This window comes from Pseudoalteromonas xiamenensis, assembly GCF_017638925.1.
In the GTDB taxonomy this organism is placed as follows: domain Bacteria; phylum Pseudomonadota; class Gammaproteobacteria; order Enterobacterales; family Alteromonadaceae; genus Pseudoalteromonas; species Pseudoalteromonas xiamenensis.
Window position 1 is genome coordinate 2,551,776 of sequence record NZ_CP072133.1, and the last position, 19,265, is coordinate 2,571,040.

15 protein-coding genes, 2 pseudogenes and 1 riboswitch are annotated in these 19,265 nt (G+C 45.7%); of the genes and pseudogenes, 11 read left to right on the forward strand and 6 right to left on the reverse strand.

Annotation, left to right across the window (positions count from 1 at the left end):
• Positions 1-4: 4 nt before the first annotated feature.
• From J5O05_RS12350 to J5O05_RS12370, 5 genes and pseudogenes are all read right to left on the reverse strand, one after another.
• Entirely contained in the window at positions 5-1,210 is a 1,206-nt protein-coding gene (locus tag J5O05_RS12350) for a PLP-dependent decarboxylase (RefSeq protein ID WP_208842293.1), read from the reverse strand.
• On the reverse strand, positions 1,210-1,950 hold the full coding sequence (locus J5O05_RS12355; protein ID WP_208842294.1) for a 2,3,4,5-tetrahydropyridine-2,6-dicarboxylate N-succinyltransferase: 741 nt from the start codon (positions 1,948-1,950) through the stop codon (positions 1,210-1,212). Before J5O05_RS12355 ends, J5O05_RS12350 begins: the two co-directional genes overlap by 1 nt.
• A gap of 9 nt (positions 1,951-1,959) precedes the next feature.
• A pseudogene (gene dapA / locus J5O05_RS12360) lies at positions 1,960-2,845 on the reverse strand (4-hydroxy-tetrahydrodipicolinate synthase).
• 113 nt (positions 2,846-2,958) lie between these two features.
• Positions 2,959-3,138: riboswitch (Lysine riboswitch) on the reverse strand.
• 250 nt (positions 3,139-3,388) lie between these two features.
• Complete coding sequence (locus J5O05_RS12365; protein WP_208842295.1) at positions 3,389-4,012, reverse strand: hypothetical protein; 624 nt, start codon at positions 4,010-4,012, stop codon at positions 3,389-3,391.
• A 66-nt stretch (positions 4,013-4,078) separates the two neighbouring features.
• Positions 4,079-4,957 carry a TraB/GumN family protein gene (locus J5O05_RS12370; protein WP_208842296.1) on the reverse strand — a complete coding sequence of 293 codons (879 nt, stop codon included), beginning with the start codon at positions 4,955-4,957 and terminating at the stop codon, positions 4,079-4,081.
• A gap of 279 nt (positions 4,958-5,236) precedes the next feature.
• Here J5O05_RS12370 and J5O05_RS12375 point away from each other — a divergent pair, with 279 nt between their 5' ends.
• The 10 genes and pseudogenes from J5O05_RS12375 (at position 5,237) to can (ending at position 15,627) form a co-directional block, all read left to right on the forward strand.
• The gene (locus J5O05_RS12375; protein ID WP_208842297.1) at positions 5,237-5,374 is read left to right on the forward strand and encodes a hypothetical protein; all 138 of its coding nucleotides are present in this window, start codon (positions 5,237-5,239) and stop codon (positions 5,372-5,374) included.
• Positions 5,375-5,485: 111 nt separating this feature from the next.
• Entirely contained in the window at positions 5,486-7,138 is a 1,653-nt protein-coding gene (gene ilvG, locus J5O05_RS12380; RefSeq protein WP_208842298.1) for an acetolactate synthase 2 catalytic subunit, read from the forward strand.
• Positions 7,135-7,383 carry an acetolactate synthase 2 small subunit gene (gene ilvM / locus J5O05_RS12385; protein WP_208842299.1) on the forward strand — a complete coding sequence of 83 codons (249 nt, stop codon included), beginning with the start codon at positions 7,135-7,137 and terminating at the stop codon, positions 7,381-7,383. Before ilvG ends, ilvM begins: the two co-directional genes overlap by 4 nt.
• A gap of 27 nt (positions 7,384-7,410) precedes the next feature.
• A complete protein-coding gene (locus J5O05_RS12390) occupies positions 7,411-8,334 on the forward strand; it encodes a branched-chain amino acid transaminase (protein ID WP_208842300.1) in 924 nt (307 codons plus the stop codon).
• A gap of 104 nt (positions 8,335-8,438) precedes the next feature.
• Positions 8,439-10,295, forward strand: a complete 1,857-nt coding sequence (gene ilvD / locus J5O05_RS12395; protein ID WP_208842301.1) for a dihydroxy-acid dehydratase — start codon at positions 8,439-8,441, stop codon at positions 10,293-10,295.
• Entirely contained in the window at positions 10,295-11,836 is a 1,542-nt protein-coding gene (gene ilvA, locus J5O05_RS12400) for a threonine ammonia-lyase, biosynthetic (protein ID WP_208842302.1), read from the forward strand. The genes ilvD and ilvA overlap by 1 nt, the downstream gene beginning before the upstream one ends.
• A 58-nt stretch (positions 11,837-11,894) precedes the next feature.
• The gene (locus tag J5O05_RS12405) at positions 11,895-12,983 is read left to right on the forward strand and encodes an ABC transporter substrate-binding protein (protein ID WP_208842303.1); all 1,089 of its coding nucleotides are present in this window, start codon (positions 11,895-11,897) and stop codon (positions 12,981-12,983) included.
• On the forward strand, positions 12,980-13,732 hold the full coding sequence (locus J5O05_RS12410) for a hypothetical protein (protein WP_208842304.1): 753 nt from the start codon (positions 12,980-12,982) through the stop codon (positions 13,730-13,732). The genes J5O05_RS12405 and J5O05_RS12410 overlap by 4 nt, the downstream gene beginning before the upstream one ends.
• 47 nt (positions 13,733-13,779) lie before the next feature.
• Positions 13,780-14,964 (forward strand): methyltransferase, encoded by a 1,185-nt coding sequence (locus J5O05_RS12415; protein WP_208842305.1) that lies wholly within the window; start codon positions 13,780-13,782, stop codon positions 14,962-14,964.
• 5 nt (positions 14,965-14,969) lie between these two features.
• Positions 14,970-15,627, forward strand: a pseudogene (gene can / locus J5O05_RS12420) (carbonate dehydratase).
• A 65-nt stretch (positions 15,628-15,692) separates the two neighbouring features.
• Here can and J5O05_RS12425 read toward each other — a convergent pair.
• Entirely contained in the window at positions 15,693-16,661 is a 969-nt protein-coding gene (locus tag J5O05_RS12425; protein ID WP_208842306.1) for a class 1 fructose-bisphosphatase, read from the reverse strand.
• 155 nt (positions 16,662-16,816) lie between these two features.
• On the opposite strand from J5O05_RS12425, the gene J5O05_RS12430 reads away from it, so the two are divergent.
• The gene (locus tag J5O05_RS12430; protein ID WP_208842307.1) at positions 16,817-19,249 is read left to right on the forward strand and encodes a zinc-dependent metalloprotease; all 2,433 of its coding nucleotides are present in this window, start codon (positions 16,817-16,819) and stop codon (positions 19,247-19,249) included.
• The last annotated feature ends 16 nt before the right edge of the window (positions 19,250-19,265 follow it).

Here is a 19,265-nt window from a genome sequence, read left to right on the forward strand (position 1 = left end):
CACGTTATCTCAAATAGTATTGGGCTGACTCAGCCTGACGAACACACTGCACCTTTCCTTGCTGAATCACATATTCAGCGGGCAACTCATGGCACAGAAAGTAGGGCATGCTTTCGGTAAAGCCATAGGCACCACATTGGCTGAAAACAAGCCAATCGGTTTCGTCAGTGTTGTCAGGAAGCGAATGGCTTCCAAGGCTATCCAGTGCAGTACAAAGTGGTCCATGAATGGCGAATTGGGCGAATGATGTATCGTCTTGACGAAGGCGTTCGCACGGAAATGCCTGTCCCGTCACTGCTGGGCGCAGTAAATGATTTACACCGCCAGAGACGATGAGTTGTTTTACGCCGTAATTGGTTTTTTGCTCAACCACAGGGTTAGCGTAATATCCACATTCACCGACAGCATAGCGACCCAATTCCATCCATAACTCTTTAACACCAATAGCGTCTTTTATGTTATCAAGAGCAGTTAAGAGTACTTGCCAATCAAGGTGTTCAGCGTCAGAAGTATAGGGGATCCCCAATCCGCCGCCCAAATCAAGCACGTCGAGTTGCATGCCTAAACGGTGTGACAATTGTTGCAATGGCCCCACCATTGCTTGCCAAAGTGAAGCGAGTTTATCCGTCGAGAGCATGTTGCCCCATTGAAAAATATGGAGACCAACAAAATTCAAGTGAGAGTAGTCTTTAAGGTTCAAATGTTGCCATTCTTCAACACCCAAACCAAAAGGGGTGAGTGTATCCCCGCCAAGAGGATTTTTTTCGCCTTCAGGCCAGCGTAACTGAACACGCAGTAAAACACGTAAGTTCACATGGTGATCAACAGCTGCTTCTTGTAACCAGCGCACTTGATTGATACTTTCAGCAACAAACGTGGTCACACCACGTTTAAGAAAGTGTTGGATTTGGCGTTTTGATTTAGCCGGTCCCGTGTTGAGTACGCGAGTCGCGTCGACACCCTGTGCAATGACCTGCTCTAGCTCACCGCTGCTTGCAACATCAAAATCAAACCCCGCTTGATCCAGACATTTGATGATTTCAGACAGTGGATTCGCTTTAACGGCATACCATAACTTAACGATGTCTTGTTTCGTCAGCAATTGAAGATGCTGGCTCAGCCTATCCAGATCATAAACAAAAAAGGGTGTTTCTTGTTCATGGCACAGAGAGACTAACGTTTCGCGAACAGGCGCACTCAAGAACGTCATTAACGCAGCACCTCTTCAAGTAACAACGATGCATCAGATTGTTCATCGCGGTATTTAACAATCAGTGCGCACGACATGCTAAGCCCCTGTGCTTGACCCCATTCGCTTGATACTGGACGTGATCCAGGGATCACTATCGCGTTTTCAGGGATCGCTTCGCCTTTATCTAGCATGCGTTCATTTACACAGTCGAAAACGGGAATTGATGCTGATAAACGTACGCCAGGCGCGAGTACCGCATTTTTCTTCACGACCACCCCTTCGACTAATACACAGCCTGCACCGATGAAAGCGCCATCTTCCACCACCACTGGGCTTGCCCCCACTGGCTCCAAGACGCCACCGACTTGCACCGCGACGCTAAGATGGACATTCTTACCAATTTGAGCACATGATCCCACCAAGGCATGGCTATCAACCATAGTGCCAGAATCCACATAAGCACCGATGTTGATGTAGGCTGGTGACATGATGATGGTGCCCGATGCGACGTATGCGCCACGACGTACACTGCTCCCACCTGGAACCATACGTACGCCTTGCTCACTAGCGAAGCCACGCGGTGCTAAATTATCTTTATCAACAAAACCACCCGGATATTCTGTGTTTACGCCATGACGAAATGCTTCAAGAATGCCTTGTTTGACTTCGACGTTCGCGTGCCATTGACCGTTTGCATCTTGAGTTGCTGCACGTACTTTGCCTTGTTCTAAATCGTTTAATAAATCTAACCAGCTCATGTTACTACCTTAATTCCAAGCTAAAATCGTATCGTTTGCAGCACTGAGGGCTACGGTGTTATTCAGTTCTAAATGAGTTAACGGTGGACGCAAATTCGGGGTAACTAAACGCCCTTGTTGGTGCATAAGCACTTTTACGGGCACAGGGCTTGCAACTTCAAAAAGGCTATGTACCGCATCTGTCCATGTGGTGAATAAGTTCGGGAATGTTCCAGCAAGTGAGCGACGCACAAACTCGGCGGTTTGTTGCGGCCATGCATTAGAAGCCACGCTCACTAATCCAGCAGCCCCAGCTTGGGCGAAATAAGGGATCAGTCCATCGTCGCCACTGTACACAGCCACGTTTGGCGCCGCTTTTCGAAAGGCTTCAAATTTACTGATATCACCAGAGGCTTCTTTCAATGCCCACAGATTATCGTGGTGTTGGAGGTTAGAAAGTACTTGAGGCGCAATGGCAACCGCACTTCGGCCAGGCACGTTGTATAACATACAAGGCAGGGATGTGGCACTTAACAGTGCATCAAACCAATGAGTTTGACCCACCACCCCCGGCTTTGCGTAGAGTGGGGTACCAAGTAAAAACGCGTGAATTGGCAAATCATTGCAATACGAAACCCAATCCAATTGAGCTTGTAAATTTATTCCGCCAACGGCAACCATAAGAGGCACTGTGGGTGATAAATCACACACAAATTCTACGATACGTTTTTGTTCATCAAGCGTAAGCGCGAGTACCTTCGCCGGTGGAACCAAGGAGTAAAATGCCGTTATTGGCCGCGACTTGTTCTTCGACCAGGCGTGCTAACGTATCGAAATCAACGTTATTTTGCGTGTCAAAAGGCGTAACTAGAGCCGTCCATAACGGAAAGTCTGATAAGTTGAATGATGTTTTCATCTCTACCGAACTTAAAAGTGTTCGGTGTATTGGCAGGATCCAAGACTCCGAACAGATTAAAATTCGAAGAGCAATGGACTTAAAAAAATAGACACATCTGGCCTAATAATTTCAAGACCAGAAGCTCTCCACCAAAACCAAAATTGGTGACAGACGTTGGGATTCAGCCCAAGCGTCCGAAATATGTGGTAGCAAAACACACATACTTCTCGGCGTTATTTCCCCTCGTTGACGTTCAATGGGGTTTGCTCCCCTCCGGTCAACTACCTGAATAACGCTCCTCTTCCAGCCCATAATATCGACCATTTTTTAGGAAAAATGGTTCGACATGTCTAGATTGTGAATCAACGTTCACACCTAGCAAAAATCGGGTGAGGCGGCATTGAAACATTTTAGCCGTCTAGGTGTCAAGCGTATATTTTTAACTTAATAGCAAGAATGGCGTAATTTGGTGATGGTTGAGTGGGACGCAAAAAACAGCACGTTGATATGCTGTTTTTTTCGATAAAGTGAATCTAAATGAGGTTAAAAGTCGTTAAAATTCTAAATTTTTTCAAACTTTGCGTCGCCTACGCCAACCTCAACTTTAATCGTGTATTGGCCTTGACCTCGATACTTCATATCCGAACTTACCATATTTTTGGTGTACTCAATGTTGTTTTCGAAGCCCTTGATATGCGATTTACCCACTCCGGATTCAAGTGCGATTGAACGAAAATCGTTCTCGTGGCTATTAATGCGAACTTTCCCTACGCCAACTTCGATGTCAGCAGAATTCGCGAGGGATTCTACTTCGACATTGCCAACGCCAAGCTCAATATCAAGTGCCATCGATTTTGGTACTTTCACTGACCATTCCTGTTGAATCTCATCATTATCGATAGTGAGATACAACTCACTGCCGCGTTGCTTCGATTCAATCTCTATTTTATCTAGCTCAACGTTTTTACTGAACCAGCTGTCGTCTGTTTTCGGTTTAAGTACTACGTTGATCTCGATGTTGTCTCCCTCAGTTGTTTGTATATCCAGTTGACCAACCGGAAATTCAATCGCGAGTTCGTGTGAAGCACCCTGAGAAAATGTTTTACTAATAGAGCGTTGTTCATCTGCAAAAACACTTTGGCTGATAACCAAAGCGGATGCTAAAGCAAGGAGTGTGTGTTTCATTATCAATGTCCTGTTGTTCTGTATTTTCTTATTTGACGTTTCTAACGAATGAAAAGGTTTAAAGCTTTAGTTAATTTTTTTTACTTCGAAGCCATTTTTTTTGAATAGTGCGATAAGTCCATGTTCTGTAGGCAGATGCAACGCACCAACGGCGATGAACAAGGAACGTTCTTCTAGTAGCGGAACAAGCGTGGTAGTCCAACGAGCATTTCGGTCCTTAAGAATCACTTTCTCCGCAGCTTGACTGAGTGGTGAGCCATCAAAAGACAAGTGGTAGTAGTCAGTTAGTTTGTTTATGTCGCCCGCTTTCCACGCACTGACAAGAGGGTGTATGTAAGTGGCCGCGTCTTCCATTGATTTAAGTGTTTCGCTAAGGAGGTAGTTGCTATCGTGGTCTATTTGGTCAAAGAAGCCAAATTGCTCTTTAGCCGATTCAAGCTCGATGATCTCAAGCTGCTTTTTCTTTGCAAAACCAAGTACCTGCATATCTGCTCCAAAACTTGAAAGGTATCCAGCTCGTTGATAGCTCATGGCCGTTAAGTTAATCGAAATGGCCCAAGGTTTAATGTGTTTGAACTGGGTTATCGACAGACCATTTTCCAGTAATGCTTTTGCAAGTTTTTGGTAAAGCTCTGGTTTTAAGCGTTGACTGAGCGATGTGGAATTTGGCAGCGTCATTAACGGGTAAATATGAGTTTGCAGGTATTCGGGGGTGAGGGTGGTTGTATCCAGTTCAACTACCACGGCGTTTGATTTTTCCAATGCCTCAATAACCGAATCCGGCAAAGCTGACATACTACTATCGCCCACATGGATCGTACCGAAAAGATACGATGTATGGTTGTTTTTTTTAATTTGCCAAAGGCCAGGTTCAGCAAAAGAGACAGCCGAAAAGCAAAAAATGCAGAGGAGAAAAATGGGGCGTAGTAAACGCAAAAATGACATATTGGTCAGTCCGAGAGGTAGTTGTTACCAGATCATATCCAATTCCCAGTGTAAATCACAAAAATTTAATGTTTACTCAAACAAAGTTTTAATCGTTCGATGAAAGCGTGTTTTTGAGGTGTCGAAGTTATGCTTTATAGACGAGGTGAATTTATAATCTAATATATGTGTGCTTATTGAATTTTAATTTTATTTTCTGCGGGTTTTTATTTGTAACTTGCATTGTTTTTATGCTTGACGAAGCCTGTCCCCGTATGTACTAATAGAAAAGGTAGATTGATGGATAGCCAGCGTAAATTCGCCGTGGCTACCAGACTAAAAGAATTCGGTTTAAGAGAAACGAAAATGTTAACAGCAAAGCTAGTCCTAGTCGTGATTATCAACGTGGTGATTATTATTACCGCGGGGGCTGGCTAATGCTTAAAGAAAGTTGAAAAGCATTTAGAGAAGCCCCCGCACTGAAAAGTTCGGGGGGCTTCTTCGTTTTAGGGTCAAAATTTAATTTTACGTTACGAATGGGGATGAGGAATGACAGGCGCACAGTTGGTAGTAGAGTTGCTTTCGAGGCAAGGGGTTAAAGAGGTATTTGGGTATCCTGGTGGTGCAATTATGCCAATTTACGACGCTCTCTACGGTGCGCCAGTTAAACACTACCTAACGCGTCATGAGCAAGGCGCGGGGTTTGCAGCGGTTGGATACGCACGTAGCACAGGAAAACTTGGTGTATGCCTAGCGACTTCAGGTCCTGGCGCGACAAATCTAATCACGGCACTTGCCGATGCTATGATGGATTCGGTGCCGCTTCTTGCGATTACAGGACAAGTGCCCACGGCTGCTATCGGCTCTGACGCATTTCAGGAAGTAGACGTGTTAGGTATGTCGCTTTCTTGCACAAAACACAGTTACATGGTTGAGCATGTGGACGAGCTCGCTCAAGTATTACAAGAAGCAATGCACGTTGCACAAAGTGGTCGTCCAGGTCCCGTTTTAGTTGATATTCCGAAAGACATTCAGATGGCACAAGTACCCTTTCATCCATGGCTAGCAGAAGAGTTTGATGAGCAACCGATAGTGTGTGAGACGCAATTGACTCGTGCCAACGAACTTTTAGCACAAGCACAGCGTCCAGTGGCTTATGTGGGTGGTGGCGTACAAAGCGCAGATGCACAAAGCGAATTAATGGCATTTCTTAACGCCTCCAAAATGCCTGCAGTGTCTACGTTGAAAGCGCTTGGCAGCGTACTGCCAAGTTACGAATACGATTTGGGAATGCTTGGTATGCATGGTGGACAAGCTGCTAATCTAGCGGTTCAACAATGCGACCTTTTGGTGTGTATCGGTGCGCGATTTGACGACCGTGTAACGGGCAATTTGGCAAAGTTTGCTGCGAAGGCCAAGGTCATCCACCTTGATATCGACCGCGCTGAAATAGGCAAACGTAAACCCGTTGCAGCGATGTTGCATGCTGACTTGAAAGCGTCTTTGCCAGCGCTTAAGCCTGTGCTCTCATCTGAGGCGTGGCAACAGCATGTGCAAGATATGATGAAGACACACGCGTGGCGCTATGACTTTCCTGGCGAAGAGGTTTATGCACCGAAGTTGTTGAGCCAGTTAAGTCAGCAACTTCCAGACAATGCAGTCGTGTGCTGTGATGTTGGTCAACATCAAATGTGGGTTGCCCAACACATGAAATTCACTCATCCATCAAATCATTTAAGTAGTGGTGGTGCTGGCACCATGGGATTTGGGCTACCGGCTGCAATTGGTGCACAAATCGCTCGTCCAGACAATTTGGTCCTTACCGTGTCTGGTGATGGTTCTATCATGATGAACATTCAGGAATTGGCGACGATCCGCCGCAACAACCTGCCTGTAAAGATTTTAATTTTAGATAACCAAAGACTGGGTATGGTTAGACAGTGGCAGCAACTGTTTTTTGAAGGTCGCTATAGCGAAACAAATTTATCGGACAATCCTGATTTCGTTCAACTAGCGGCTGTATTTGGGATCCCTGGGCAAACCATCACGCGCGGTGATGAGGTGGCTCAAGCGATTGACGCATTGGTGTCTTCGCAAGGACCTTATCTACTTCATGTGTGTATAGACGATAAAGCGAACGTATGGCCACTAGTACCACCTGGGGCTGCAAACGATGAAATGATGACGGAGAACGCGAAATGAAACACCAATTGACCCTTGCAGTAAAAAAGCACAGTATCGCAATAGAGCGTTTTTTACGCGTGGCGCGTCATCGTGGTTTTGCATTGACGAACCTAGAACTTGAAGGCGCAACGAACGACGATCTTTTCCATGTAAAGATGACAGTAGATAGTGATAGACCTATCTACTTACTGACAACACAACTTAGTAAACTGGTTGAAGTAAAGGATGTACAACTACATACCTTAAAACAACAGGCTATATAACAGAGATTACAAACAAGGTATTACCAGATGACAAAAACATCAGATTTTATTTGGCACAACGGCGAAATGATCCCATATGAGCAAGCGACGACTCACGTATTGAGCCACGCAATTCACTACGGCAGCTCGGTTTTTGAAGGGATCCGTGCGTATGATACGCCAAAAGGACCTGCGATTTTCAGATTGGAAGATCACATTCAACGACTGTTTGATTCAGCCAAAATTTACCGCATGGAACTGCCATTCACAAAAGAAGACATCATTCAAGCATGTAAAGATGTAGTGAAAAAGAATGGCTTCAAAGATGCCTACCTTCGTCCGTTTGCGTTTCTAGGCAACGTTGGTTTAGGAGTTAACCCACGTTCACATCACGCGGATGTCACCGTAGCAGCAATGCAATGGGGAGCATATTTAGGTGATGGAAGTCTTGAAGATGGGGTTGATGTCTGTGTGTCTTCATGGAATCGTCTTGCACCAAATACCATGCCAACAGGCGCAAAAGCAGGTGGCAACTACCTGTCTTCGCAACTGATCACAGGTGAAGCGCGTCGTCATGGATACGAGGAAGGTATTGCACTCGATGTGAATGGTTGTTTGAGTGAAGGTGCGGGCGAAAACCTCTTCGTTATTAAGAAAGGCGTGCTTTACACACCACCTACTTCAGCGTGTATTTTACCGGGCTTAACACGTGACACTATTATTGAATTAGCGAAATCACGTGGTTACCAAGTGCGTGAAGAAGCGATTGCGCGTGAAGCACTTTACCTTGCGGATGAATTCTTCATGACGGGGACTGCCGCTGAAGTCGTTCCAGTTAGAAGTGTAGATGGTTTACCGGTTGCCGATGGCAAACGTGGTCCTATCACGGCTGAATTACAACAGGCGTACTTCGATTTGGTTAAAGGTAATTCTGAAGATCAACACGGTTGGTTAGATTACGTTAACGAATAAGCGCATTGCGCTATTTATGTAAGGCTGACGACTCGTCAGCCTGAGAAAGTTTGGGAATGAGGAAAGTCGTGGTGACAACCACGCAAATTAAATAAGGGTAGAACATGGCTAAATTACGCAGCAAAACAACAACGGAAGGCAGACAACGTGCAGGCGCTCGTGCGCTATGGCGTGCAACAGGTATGACTGATGCGGATTTCCAAAAGCCGATTATCGCCGTTGTGAATTCATACACGCAATTCGTACCGGGCCATGTTCACCTTAATCAGCTGAGTGAATTAATGGCAGAAACCATTCGAGATGCGGGTGGTGTGCCTAGAGAATTTAATACGATTGCGATTGATGATGGTATCGCAATGGGACACGGCGGTATGTTGTATTCGTTACCATCGCGCGACCTAATTGCCGATTCAGTCGAATACATGGTCAATGCGCACTGTGCCGATGCAATGGTGTGTATTTCAAACTGCGACAAAATTACCCCAGGTATGTTGTTAGCGGCACTGAGATTAAATATCCCTGTTATTTTCGTATCGGGTGGTCCGATGGAAGCGGGTAAAACGCGTTTGGCCGACATTGATATCAAGTTGGATTTAGTGGATGCAATGGTGAAAGGGGCCGACCCATCGGTATCTGACGCCGACTCAGAGCAAGTAGAGCGTTCAGCCTGTCCAACATGTGGTTCGTGTTCAGGAATGTTCACGGCTAACTCAATGAACTGCTTATTGGAAGCACTTGGCCTTGCTTTGCCTGGTAACGGAACAACGTTGGCAACGCACTCGGATCGCAAGCAATTGTATGTAGCGGCTGGCCAGCGTATTTTGGCACTTTGCGATGAATATTATGGCAAAGACAATGAGGCGGTGTTACCACGTAACATTGCAAATCAAGCGGCCTTTATGAATGCGATGACGCTCGACATTGCGATGGGCGGTTCATCAAATACCGTGTTACATCTTCTAGCTGCCGCACAAGAAGGTGAAGTCGCATTTGATATGAATGACATCGACCGTCTATCTCGCGCTACGCCTTTCTTATGCAAAGTAGCACCAGCTACGCAGCAATACCATATTGAAGATGTGCATCGCGCTGGTGGGATCATGGCAATCCTCAATGAATTAGCTCGCGCAGATAAACTTGATTTGTCAGTAGGACACGTTGCCGGAGGCACTTTAGGCGAGGTGCTAACCCGTTGGGATGCCGCAGATGAATCGAACGAAAAAGCACAAACGTTTTACCGTGCGGGACCTGCTGGGATCCGTACGACACAAGCAATGAGTCAATCTTATCGCTGGGAATCTCTAGACCTTGACCGTCAAGAAGGTTGTATACGCAGTGTAGAACATGCGTTCCGCCAAGATGGTGGATTGGCCGTGTTAAAGGGCAATTTAGCGGATGATGGCTGTATTGTAAAAAGTGCAGGTGTGGTGGATGAAATGTTGAACTTCACCGGAACGGCTGTAGTGTTTGAATCGCAAGATGACGCCGTTGAGGGCATCTTAGGTGGACAGGTCCAAAAAGGGGATGTGGTAGTCATTCGCTACGAAGGACCAAAAGGGGGTCCTGGCATGCAAGAAATGCTTTACCCAACAAGTTACCTCAAGTCGATGGGCTTAGATAAATACTGCGCACTGTTAACCGATGGTCGTTTCTCTGGCGGGACTTCTGGCTTGTCGATAGGCCATGCGTCACCGGAGGCCGCAAGTGGTGGTGTGATAGCGTTGGTCGAAAATGGAGACCGCATTCAAATCGATATTCCAAATCGTGGTATCCACTTATTGGTAGAGGACAGTGAACTTGCTGCGCGACATGAAAAGCAATTAGCGCGTGGTAAATTGGCGTATAAACCGCTAGATCGCGTTCGATCTGTAAGTCCTGCCTTGAAGGCCTATGCACTGCTTGCCACGAGTGCAGACAAAGGGGCTGTTCGTGATTTAAGTAAACTCGAGGAACTCAGCTAATGGTTGCTCAAGAACTCGATTATTTTCGGGCTATCATCCAAGCCAATATGGAGCCGTTAGCCAAGGTCACCGAAGTCAGCGCAATGGCTGCGTTATCAGAGCAATTAGGCAATCAGGTTTGGCTTAAGCGTGAAGATCAGCAACCAGTGTATTCTTTTAAACTGCGAGGTGCATTTAATAAACTTAGACAGCTTCCGCAGGGCAGTAAAGTGATCACTGCGTCAGCCGGTAACCATGCACAAGGTGTTGCGCTATCTGCTGCACATTTAGGGCATCAAGCGACGATTGTTATGCCCGTCACAACGCCTGAAATTAAGGTCAACGCGGTGCGTAAATTGGGTGGTGAAGTCGTGTTATTTGGACATCATTTTGATGCTGCAAATGCCCATGCACTGTCTTTGGCGGAAGAGACTGGCGCTGTGTTTGTGCCACCTTTCGATGACAAAGACGTGATTATTGGACAAGGCACTATCGCCCGAGAATTAATGCAGCAGTTGGATGAACTTGATGCCGTCTTTATTCCGGTTGGCGGCGGTGGACTGCTCGCAGGCATGGCGGTGTACATCAAGTCGCTTCGTCCGGATATTCAAATTATCGGCGTAGAAGCGCAAGACAGTGCGTGTTTAAAAGCCGCGCTAGATGCGGGGCATCCTGTTGAACTCAGCAGCGTCGGCAGTTTTGCTGATGGGGTTGCGGTAAAGCTTATCGGAAAAGAGACATTTCGATTGGCGCAAAAATTTTGCGATGAGGTAGTCACCGTCACCGCGGATGAAATTTGTGCTGCTGTTCAAGACATTTTTGTTGCGACTCGAGCCATTGCTGAGCCATCAGGCGCATTATCGACTGCGGGGTTAAAAAAATGGTGTAGAGAGAATCAGGTGAGGGGCTTAAACCTTGCCGCGGTGTTATCGGGTGCAAACTTGAATTTTGACCGATTACGCTACATTGCGGAGCGAACAGCTTTAGGGGCGAAAAACGAAGCACTGTTAGGCGTGACGATCAAAGAAGAGAAAGGAAGTTTTAAACGGTTTTGTCAGGCATTAGGGGGTCGTTCCATTACAGAGTTCAACTACCGTTATGCAGGCGAAGGCGATGCGCAGATATTCGTTGGTGTCGGCTTACGCAATGGGCAAATCGAGCTTGAGCAGTTGAAATCTGGGCTGGTTCAAGACGGATACCATTTTGAAGATCTTTCCGATAACGAACTGGCGAAACTACACATTCGTTATATGGTCGGCGGCAAACCGCCTGTGGCATTACAAGAGCGTTTGTTGCGTTTCGAGTTTCCTGAATACCCAGGTGCGTTAGCGCGCTTTTTAGAAATGTTGGGAAGTAATTGGAATATCACGTTATTCCACTACCGAAATCATGGTGCCGCACAAGGGAATGTTTTGGCTGGATTTGACATCGCGCCTCAGCAGTATGAAGAGTTTGATGCGCATTTAGCGCGACTTGGTTATCAATATCAAGATGAAACGGACAATCCGTGTTTTCGCCAATATTTACAAACACCACAAAGTCTTGCTCGAAAGGCGGGATAGCTTGAAAATTTAACGTGCTTTTCTATAGTTAGCACATAGAAAAGCACGGAGCTTACTCATGATAGCAGCGCGCAGCGCCTCACTCGTTCGCCAATTAGGCCTGATTTGGGTAATGCTGCTGTTTTCATTTCAAAGTTCCGCCATTGAAAACGTTACCTTACAGTTAAAATGGACTCACCAGTTCCAATTTGCGGGGTATTACGTTGCAAAAGAAAAAGGCTTTTACAAAGAAGCTGGTCTACACGTCAATATCGTTCCTGCGGATCCAAGTAATCCAGATACGTTTTTTAGCGTTTTGTCGGGTCGAGCGCAATTTGGTCTTACACATTCAGGTATTTTACAGCAGCGTTTAGAAGGTAAGCCGCTTGTTGCAATGGCTGCGATTTTACAGTCATCTCCGTATTGCTGGATGGTCAAAGCACAAAGTGGCATTAATGGCCCGAAAGATTTCGTGAATAAGCGAGTGAGCCACATCAGCCGTAGCGAAAACGCGGAGCTTCTGGTTATGCTAGAAAGAGCGGGGGTAGAGGCTAAAGATCTCGCGTTATATGCGGGCTTACATCCCATTCGTGATTTTCAACGTGGCATCGTTGATGCCTTGCAGGTCTATGTAACCAATGAGCCTTTTCAGATGGCACAACTTGGTATCGACGTGCGACTTATTTGCCCTAAACGTTATGGGCTAAACGTTTATGGGGATATTCTCTTTACCAGTGAGCAACTTCTGAAAAACAACCCAGAACTTGCGGAGCGTTTCCTGCAAGCAAGTTTGAGAGGGTGGCGATATGCATTACTCAATTTACAAGAGGCGTTGACTATCACACAGTCGCGTTATGCAAAAGATAAAACCATGGAACAACTTGCTTATGAAGCGGAAAAACTCTCGAGTTATATCTCTGTACCGGGCGTGCCAATCGGCAATATGACCTTAAATAAGTGGGAATGGATAGCGGATTTGTATGGTTTTGACCGTGATACCTCGGGGCATTCTTTATCTGGATTTTTGTTGTACTCTCGACCGTTAGACAAGCCAGTTTGGTCATGGATGCTGATTGCCGCCGTAGTTCTGACCATTGTTTCAATTCCGATGTATATCTACTTGATTTTCTTTAAGCAGCGAAAATACAAATTAATGAGGCGGCAATGACAAAGTTTGCAATTTGTGTGCTGCTTGGGGTGATTGGCGGTCATGTGTTCGCGGCAGATGAACCACCTTATACCATTAATATTTCTGAAAGCGTCGCATCCCCTGAAGCCAAAGACGTTATTATTAAGCTACTTGAAGCGCTCTACGCGCGAATCGACATAACGCCTCGTTTTGTCATGCTCCCTTCTTCACGAGGCATGCTAATGGTTAACAGCGGTGAGCTGGATGCTGAAGCGGCACGGGTTGATACGGTGGCGGCAAGTTATCCCAACTTAGTTCAAGTACAAACACCCTTGCTTGAACTCACCGTTGGTTACTACTGCTTAAAAGAGCAAGCGTGCCAAAACTTTGATGAAGATACGGTGTTTATTGTGCCAAAAGGCAGTAAGTTACTAACGGAGTTTTGCGATACCCACCGATTGACGTGTTTACCTGTCAATAATGATGAATCAGCATTTAAAACGATTGGCTCTGGGGTTGGAGATGTGTTGTTGTCCGCAGATTGGATTGCGCGTACCGTAATGTGTAATTCTCATTATCGCACTTTTTATTATCGACCTGAGCCGACGTTGGCAACCGAGGTTTATCATTACGTCCACCGAAAACATCAATCCTTGTTACCTCAACTTGATGCAGCAATGGTGACATTGAATCATGAGGGGGTGATTAAAGACTTTATTCAAAATGGCATGAATAGCCAAAATAGTTGCGATGCAAAAATTATTACTTTGCCTTCAAGTGCTTTGTAGTTTTGAGGATGCTTAGTAAACTATCGGCTTTTGTGTAGGCCAAGACAATGCCATTTTCCGCGCGTTTTTCCCGATTAGATGAATTACTCCATGAAACACAAGCGTATTGGCAGCAAGTTGCGTTCGCCTGTGATGACATTCCTTGGCCAGAGTTAAAGCCTGCGCTTTTGCAATTGTCGGATGAGCAAGTACATTTACTCGATAGCGACCCCGATACTTTGCTCGAATGGTTAGCTCCCTACATTCCGCATCTTTCTGAAATACATCGTTTAAGTGCGTTGTCACAACCACATCATACCTCGTTGACGTTTCCTTTTTGGCTGGAAAATGGCATCAAAGGTCGAAAGTTAGAACAACTAAAATCGTTTGTTGAAACGTTAAGTCCGATTGAAGGTCGATGGCTAGAATGGTGCGCAGGCAAAGGGCATTTAGGCCGAATGCTCGCGTTTAAAGGCGCGCAACAGGTCATTTCTGTCGAGTTGCAGCAAGCGCTGTGTGATGACGGTAGTGCTAGTGCAAAGAAACAAGGGTTACCTATGGCATTTATCTGTAGGGACGTACTGAAGGATGCCGTTGATGATTGTTTTGAACAAGTTGACCATGCCGTTGCGCTTCATGCATGCGGCCGTTTACATCAAGAGTTTTTGGTCAAAGGAGTACAAGCACGCTGCACAAACCTCATTGTTTCACCTTGTTGTTATCACCTGTTTACGCCCAATGAATATGAGCCGATGAGTGTCGAGGGCAGATCTGCGCGCACGCAACTCACGCACCACGATATGAAACTTGCACTGCAAGAGACCGTCACCGCGCCAAGTCGGTTGACTGCGGTCAGACACCGCGAAGTTGCATGGCGTTTAGGGTTTGATGCATTAAGAAAGCAAGTTACGGGTCACCTTGAATACGTGGGCGTCCCATCCGTAGGTAAACAAATTTTCTCTGGTGCGTTTTCTGATTTCTGTTATTGGGCTGCAAATCAAAAAAATATTGCTTTGCCAGATCACATCGATTTCGACGCATTTCTAGCATTAGGTGTAAAAAAACAGCAAATAACGGCGCGAATCGAGCTAGTACGCCATGCCTTTCGGCGAGCGATTGAGATCTGGTTGGTCCTCGATAGGGTTTTATATTTGCAATCAGCTGGGTATGATGTCGAGGTATTTGAGTTTTGTGATAAAGCACTTACACCGAGGAATGTGTTCATCAATGGGGTGCTAAAAAAAGAAGGGTGAGCACAATGTGTGAATTAGACCATTTATTGGCTAAGAATAAACAGTGGGCGGAGCGTACGCTTGGCAAAGATCCACAATTTTTTGATAAGTTATCAAAACAACAAAAACCGGAATATCTATGGATAGGGTGTTCGGATTCACGTGTGCCAGCGAACGAAATTGTCGATCTAATGCCGGGTGAAATGTTCGTACATCGCAACGTCGCTAACGTTGTGGTACATACCGATCATAACTGTCTTTCGGTGATGCAGTTTGCAATTGATGTACTCAAAGTGAAGCATATTCTTGTTGTGGGCCACTATGGTTGTGGTGGTGTGCAAGCGGTATTAGATGAAGCACGCTTCGGTTTAATTGATAACTGGCTGCGCCATGTCGCGGACGTCAAAGAAAAGCATCAAAATGTCCTAACCGATTTGACCCCTAAAGCGCAAAGCGACGCATTATGTGAGCTAAACGTGATTGAACAGGTACGTAATGTCTGTTTAACCAATCTTGTTCAAGATGCGTGGCAGCGAGGACAAGATCTGACTATTCACGGGACTCGTGTATGGCTTAAAAGATGGTCTTTTAAAAGAGATCTACACCGCGGTGAGCGACCCAGAAACGCTCCAATCAGGTTATCAGGATGCGATTTTTGCGGTTGCCGACAGACAACTGCAGTAAACCTTGATTAGGTTGACAAACTAAATTGAAAAACGCGACCTAAGTCGCGTTTTTTATTGTGGTGTTTATTGGTGATAACCTAAACACGCTTCAACTTCATTTTTCGATCCTAGGATCACGGCGACACGTTGATGAATTTCGGTCGGTTGAATGTCGAGAATATTTTCTTGCCCCGTATGCGCAAGGCCGCCGGCTTGTTCAATCAACATTGCCATTGGATTTGCTTCATAGAGTAAGCGAAGTTTGTATGGTTTGTTTGGATCTTTAGTGTCTTCAGGGTATGTGAATAAACCACCACGGCACAATACACGATGTACATCACCCACCATCGCCGCAATCCAACGCATGTTAAAGTTTTTGCCACGAGGACCCGTTTTGCCCGCAAGTAAGTCTTCAATATATTGCTGCATGGGGGCTGTCCAGAAACGTTGATTTGATGCGTTAATCGCAAACTCATTCGTATCGGCTGGGATTTTTGCGTAATCGTGGGTAAGGAGGAAACTCCCGTGCGTTTTATCTAGGGTAAAAATGCGCGTGCCTTTACCAGTAGAAAGTGCAAGCATGGTTGATGGACCATAAAGGACATAACCCGCAGCAACTTGCTTGCGACCCGATTGCAAGAAGATTGTCGGATCGGCAGGATCCGATTCTTTATCGACTTCCATAATTGAGAAGATAGTACCAACAAGCGAGTTGATGTCGATGTTTGATGAACCATCGAGTGGATCAAATGCTACGATGTATTTTGCATCCGGGTTGCCTGCAACCGTTGTGTCTTCTTCTTCGGATGCAATGGCTTTCACATAGCCGCTTTCCAAAAGAATATCTTTGAGCAACTGGTTCGAGAGTACATCTAACTTTTTCTGGGTTTCACCTTGAATGTTTTCATCTAAGGTAGAGCCGAGTACGCCGGAAAGCGCACCTTGACCAACGCGGAAAGAAATTTCTTTACATGCCGCCAAAATAGTACGAATAAGAGAAACCAATTCACGTGAACAACCGTCTTCTACCAACACCGGTGGGAGTCTTCGCATTTTCAGATCCTGATAACGTTTCGTCTATCGAGTATTAATTGTGAGAGAGTCGACAGACTGCGCTGAATTTTCGTCTAAAGTAGCTGTATTTTGTATACCATCTTCATATACTGGTACAAACAATTACTTAAACCCGACTTAACAAAGATAAGCTTATGCCAAAAACTAAATTTATAAAGCACGCTACTTCTGCTTTGTTATTGACTATGATAACTCAAGCGCACGCAGCAATTAAGTCTATAGACTCGTTTACTGAGACTTTTAATCATTTTCCTGGTTTTTATAGTGTCTATGTCGACCCACAAACAGCAAATGTTTACCTCGATGTGGATAAATTAGATAAACCTTTTTTACTGCAACACAGTCTGCCATACGGTGTTGGCTCCAATGACATTGGCCTTGACAGAGGTCAGCTAGGCGGCACCTACGTTGCTCAATTTGAGCGAATTGGTGACAAAGTACTGTTGAAGGCACTGAACACCTATTACCGTGCAAGTGCCGAAAATGCAGCGGAAAAACAGAGCGTGCAAGAAGCGTTCGCGTCGAGCGTATTGCAAGGTTTTAAAGTCGTGGCAGAAGACAGTGACAGTGTACTTATTGATTACACGCCATACCTAATGTCTGACGTACACGGGGTATCTCGTCGCCTAGCAGATACGAAACAAGGCAACTTTTCATTAGACAACGCACGCAGCGCCGTCTTTTTGCCAAGAACCAAGGCCTTTGTTAAAAATACGGAGCTCGAAGCAACACTGACGTTTGGTGGCAGTAATCCAGGTGAGTACATCAAACAAGTTAGTGCCGACCCGTATGCGGTTACTGTGCATCAACATCATTCACTCATCGAATTACCGGATGATAAATATCAGCCCCGTCAATTCCATCCTCAATCGGGATACTGGAGCATCGAACACAAAGATTATTCTGCGCCTCTTGGTCAATCGATGTATGTACGCTATATCCCACGACACCGTCTTGAGAAAAAAGATCCATCCGCTGCAGTCAGTGAGGCAGTTGAACCAATTATCTATTACCTAGATCCAGGTGTTCCTGAGCCGGTTCGAAGTGCCCTACTCGAAGGCGCAAGCTGGTGGAATGGCGCGTTTGAAGCGGCAGGTTACAAGAATGCTTTCCAAGTAAAAATGCTTCCTGAAAGTGCGGATCCTATGGATGTACGTTACAACGTCATTCAATGGGTACACCGCGCAACACGAGGTTGGTCTTATGGTTCATCGGTTATTGACCCGCGCACTGGTGAAATTCTGAAAGGGCATGTAACACTCGGATCGTTACGCGTGCGCCAAGATATTCTCATTGCAGAATCATTAGCCGCACCATTCAAAACAGGCAATGAAACAAATGAGACTTTACAGGCCATGGCGCTTGACCGCATTCGCCAACTCAGTGCGCATGAAGTCGGGCACACGTTGGGGATTGCTCATAACTTTTCAGCGTCGGTAAAAGACAGAGCGTCAGTGATGGATTATCCACACCCACTTTTGAGCATTAGTGATAAAGGGGAGCTGGATGTCACGCAAGGTTATGACAAAGGCATTGGTATTTGGGATAAGCAAGTCATCAAGTACGGTTATGGTGATTTCACTCAATCAACGCAAAACAATGCTTTAAAAGCGGTGTTGGCTGAAAACAAGACGCTTGGTTTAGAGTTTATTTCCGATGACGATGCAAGAGCACAAGGTGGAAGTCACCCAACGGCGCACCTTTGGGATAATGGTAACGACCCTGCCGATGAACTGAACCGTGTACTCGAAATACGTCAAAAAGCGCTGAGTCGATTCGGGATTGAGAATCTAAAAAATGGTGAAGCGCTTTCTCAACTTGAAGAAAGACTCGTTCCTTTGTATTTATTCCACCGCTATCAAGTTGAAGCCGCAGTGAAGTTGATAGGTGGTGAAGATTACAGTTATGAAGTTCGTGAGGAAGGTCAAACTCCACATGGTATTCAAGTGGTTGCACGTGAACGTCAGCTTGCAGCACTAAAAGCGATTTTAAAAACGCTGACACCGAAAGAGCTGATGATCCCAGAGTCTGTACTTGCGCTTGTTCCACCTAAAGCTTACGGCGAATACAAAACAAGGGAGAGTGTCGTCGGACGCACAGGACTTTCATTTGATGCAATGGCATTACCCGAAGTGGCTGCCGCGCAATCATTAACGTTGCTTTTGAATCCTGAGCGCGTGAACCGTTTGATTCAGCAAAAAGCGAGAGACTCGAAAAACCTAGGTTTAGATACTGTTTTATTTAGAACATATCAGCAAGTGTTTGAGACAGAAGAAAAAACAGGCATGGCGTTATTGCTTTCTCAGCGTACTCAAATATTGGCAGCTAAGCAGTTTGCGGAAATGAGTGTGAGTGACAAAGTGTCACCAGAAGCACAAGCTATGTTCAAACGGTTTGTACATAAGCTGGCGGAATTACCACAGGATGCGTCGTTATTTGATAGTAACAAAATAGGCAAAGCGACCTTTAAGGTGTATCTCGCGGAACAGATCCGTTGGTTCCAAGAGCATGGTAAATGGGCGGATGGATTCAAAGCATTGCCATTACCGCCAGGATCGCCTATCTAATCGGCTAATCTTCTCT

What these genes read in the sequence shown, in the direction of transcription:
- J5O05_RS12350 (WP_208842293.1), bottom strand. Translation starts at nt 1,210, where the DNA reads ATGACGTTCTTGAGTGCGCCTGTTCGCGAAACGTTAGTCTCTCTGTGC.
- J5O05_RS12355 (WP_208842294.1), bottom strand. Translation starts at nt 1,950, where the DNA reads ATGAGCTGGTTAGATTTATTAAACGATTTAGAACAAGGCAAAGTACGT.
- J5O05_RS12365 (WP_208842295.1), bottom strand. Translation starts at nt 4,012, where the DNA reads ATGAAACACACACTCCTTGCTTTAGCATCCGCTTTGGTTATCAGCCAA.
- J5O05_RS12370 (WP_208842296.1), bottom strand. Translation starts at nt 4,957, where the DNA reads ATGTCATTTTTGCGTTTACTACGCCCCATTTTTCTCCTCTGCATTTTT.
- J5O05_RS12375 (WP_208842297.1), top strand. Translation starts at nt 5,237, where the DNA reads ATGGATAGCCAGCGTAAATTCGCCGTGGCTACCAGACTAAAAGAATTC.
- ilvG (WP_208842298.1), top strand. Translation starts at nt 5,486, where the DNA reads ATGACAGGCGCACAGTTGGTAGTAGAGTTGCTTTCGAGGCAAGGGGTT.
- ilvM (WP_208842299.1), top strand. Translation starts at nt 7,135, where the DNA reads ATGAAACACCAATTGACCCTTGCAGTAAAAAAGCACAGTATCGCAATA.
- J5O05_RS12390 (WP_208842300.1), top strand. Translation starts at nt 7,411, where the DNA reads ATGACAAAAACATCAGATTTTATTTGGCACAACGGCGAAATGATCCCA.
- ilvD (WP_208842301.1), top strand. Translation starts at nt 8,439, where the DNA reads ATGGCTAAATTACGCAGCAAAACAACAACGGAAGGCAGACAACGTGCA.
- ilvA (WP_208842302.1), top strand. Translation starts at nt 10,295, where the DNA reads ATGGTTGCTCAAGAACTCGATTATTTTCGGGCTATCATCCAAGCCAAT.
- J5O05_RS12405 (WP_208842303.1), top strand. Translation starts at nt 11,895, where the DNA reads ATGATAGCAGCGCGCAGCGCCTCACTCGTTCGCCAATTAGGCCTGATT.
- J5O05_RS12410 (WP_208842304.1), top strand. Translation starts at nt 12,980, where the DNA reads ATGACAAAGTTTGCAATTTGTGTGCTGCTTGGGGTGATTGGCGGTCAT.
- J5O05_RS12415 (WP_208842305.1), top strand. Translation starts at nt 13,780, where the DNA reads ATGCCATTTTCCGCGCGTTTTTCCCGATTAGATGAATTACTCCATGAA.
- J5O05_RS12425 (WP_208842306.1), bottom strand. Translation starts at nt 16,661, where the DNA reads ATGCGAAGACTCCCACCGGTGTTGGTAGAAGACGGTTGTTCACGTGAA.
- J5O05_RS12430 (WP_208842307.1), top strand. Translation starts at nt 16,817, where the DNA reads ATGCCAAAAACTAAATTTATAAAGCACGCTACTTCTGCTTTGTTATTG.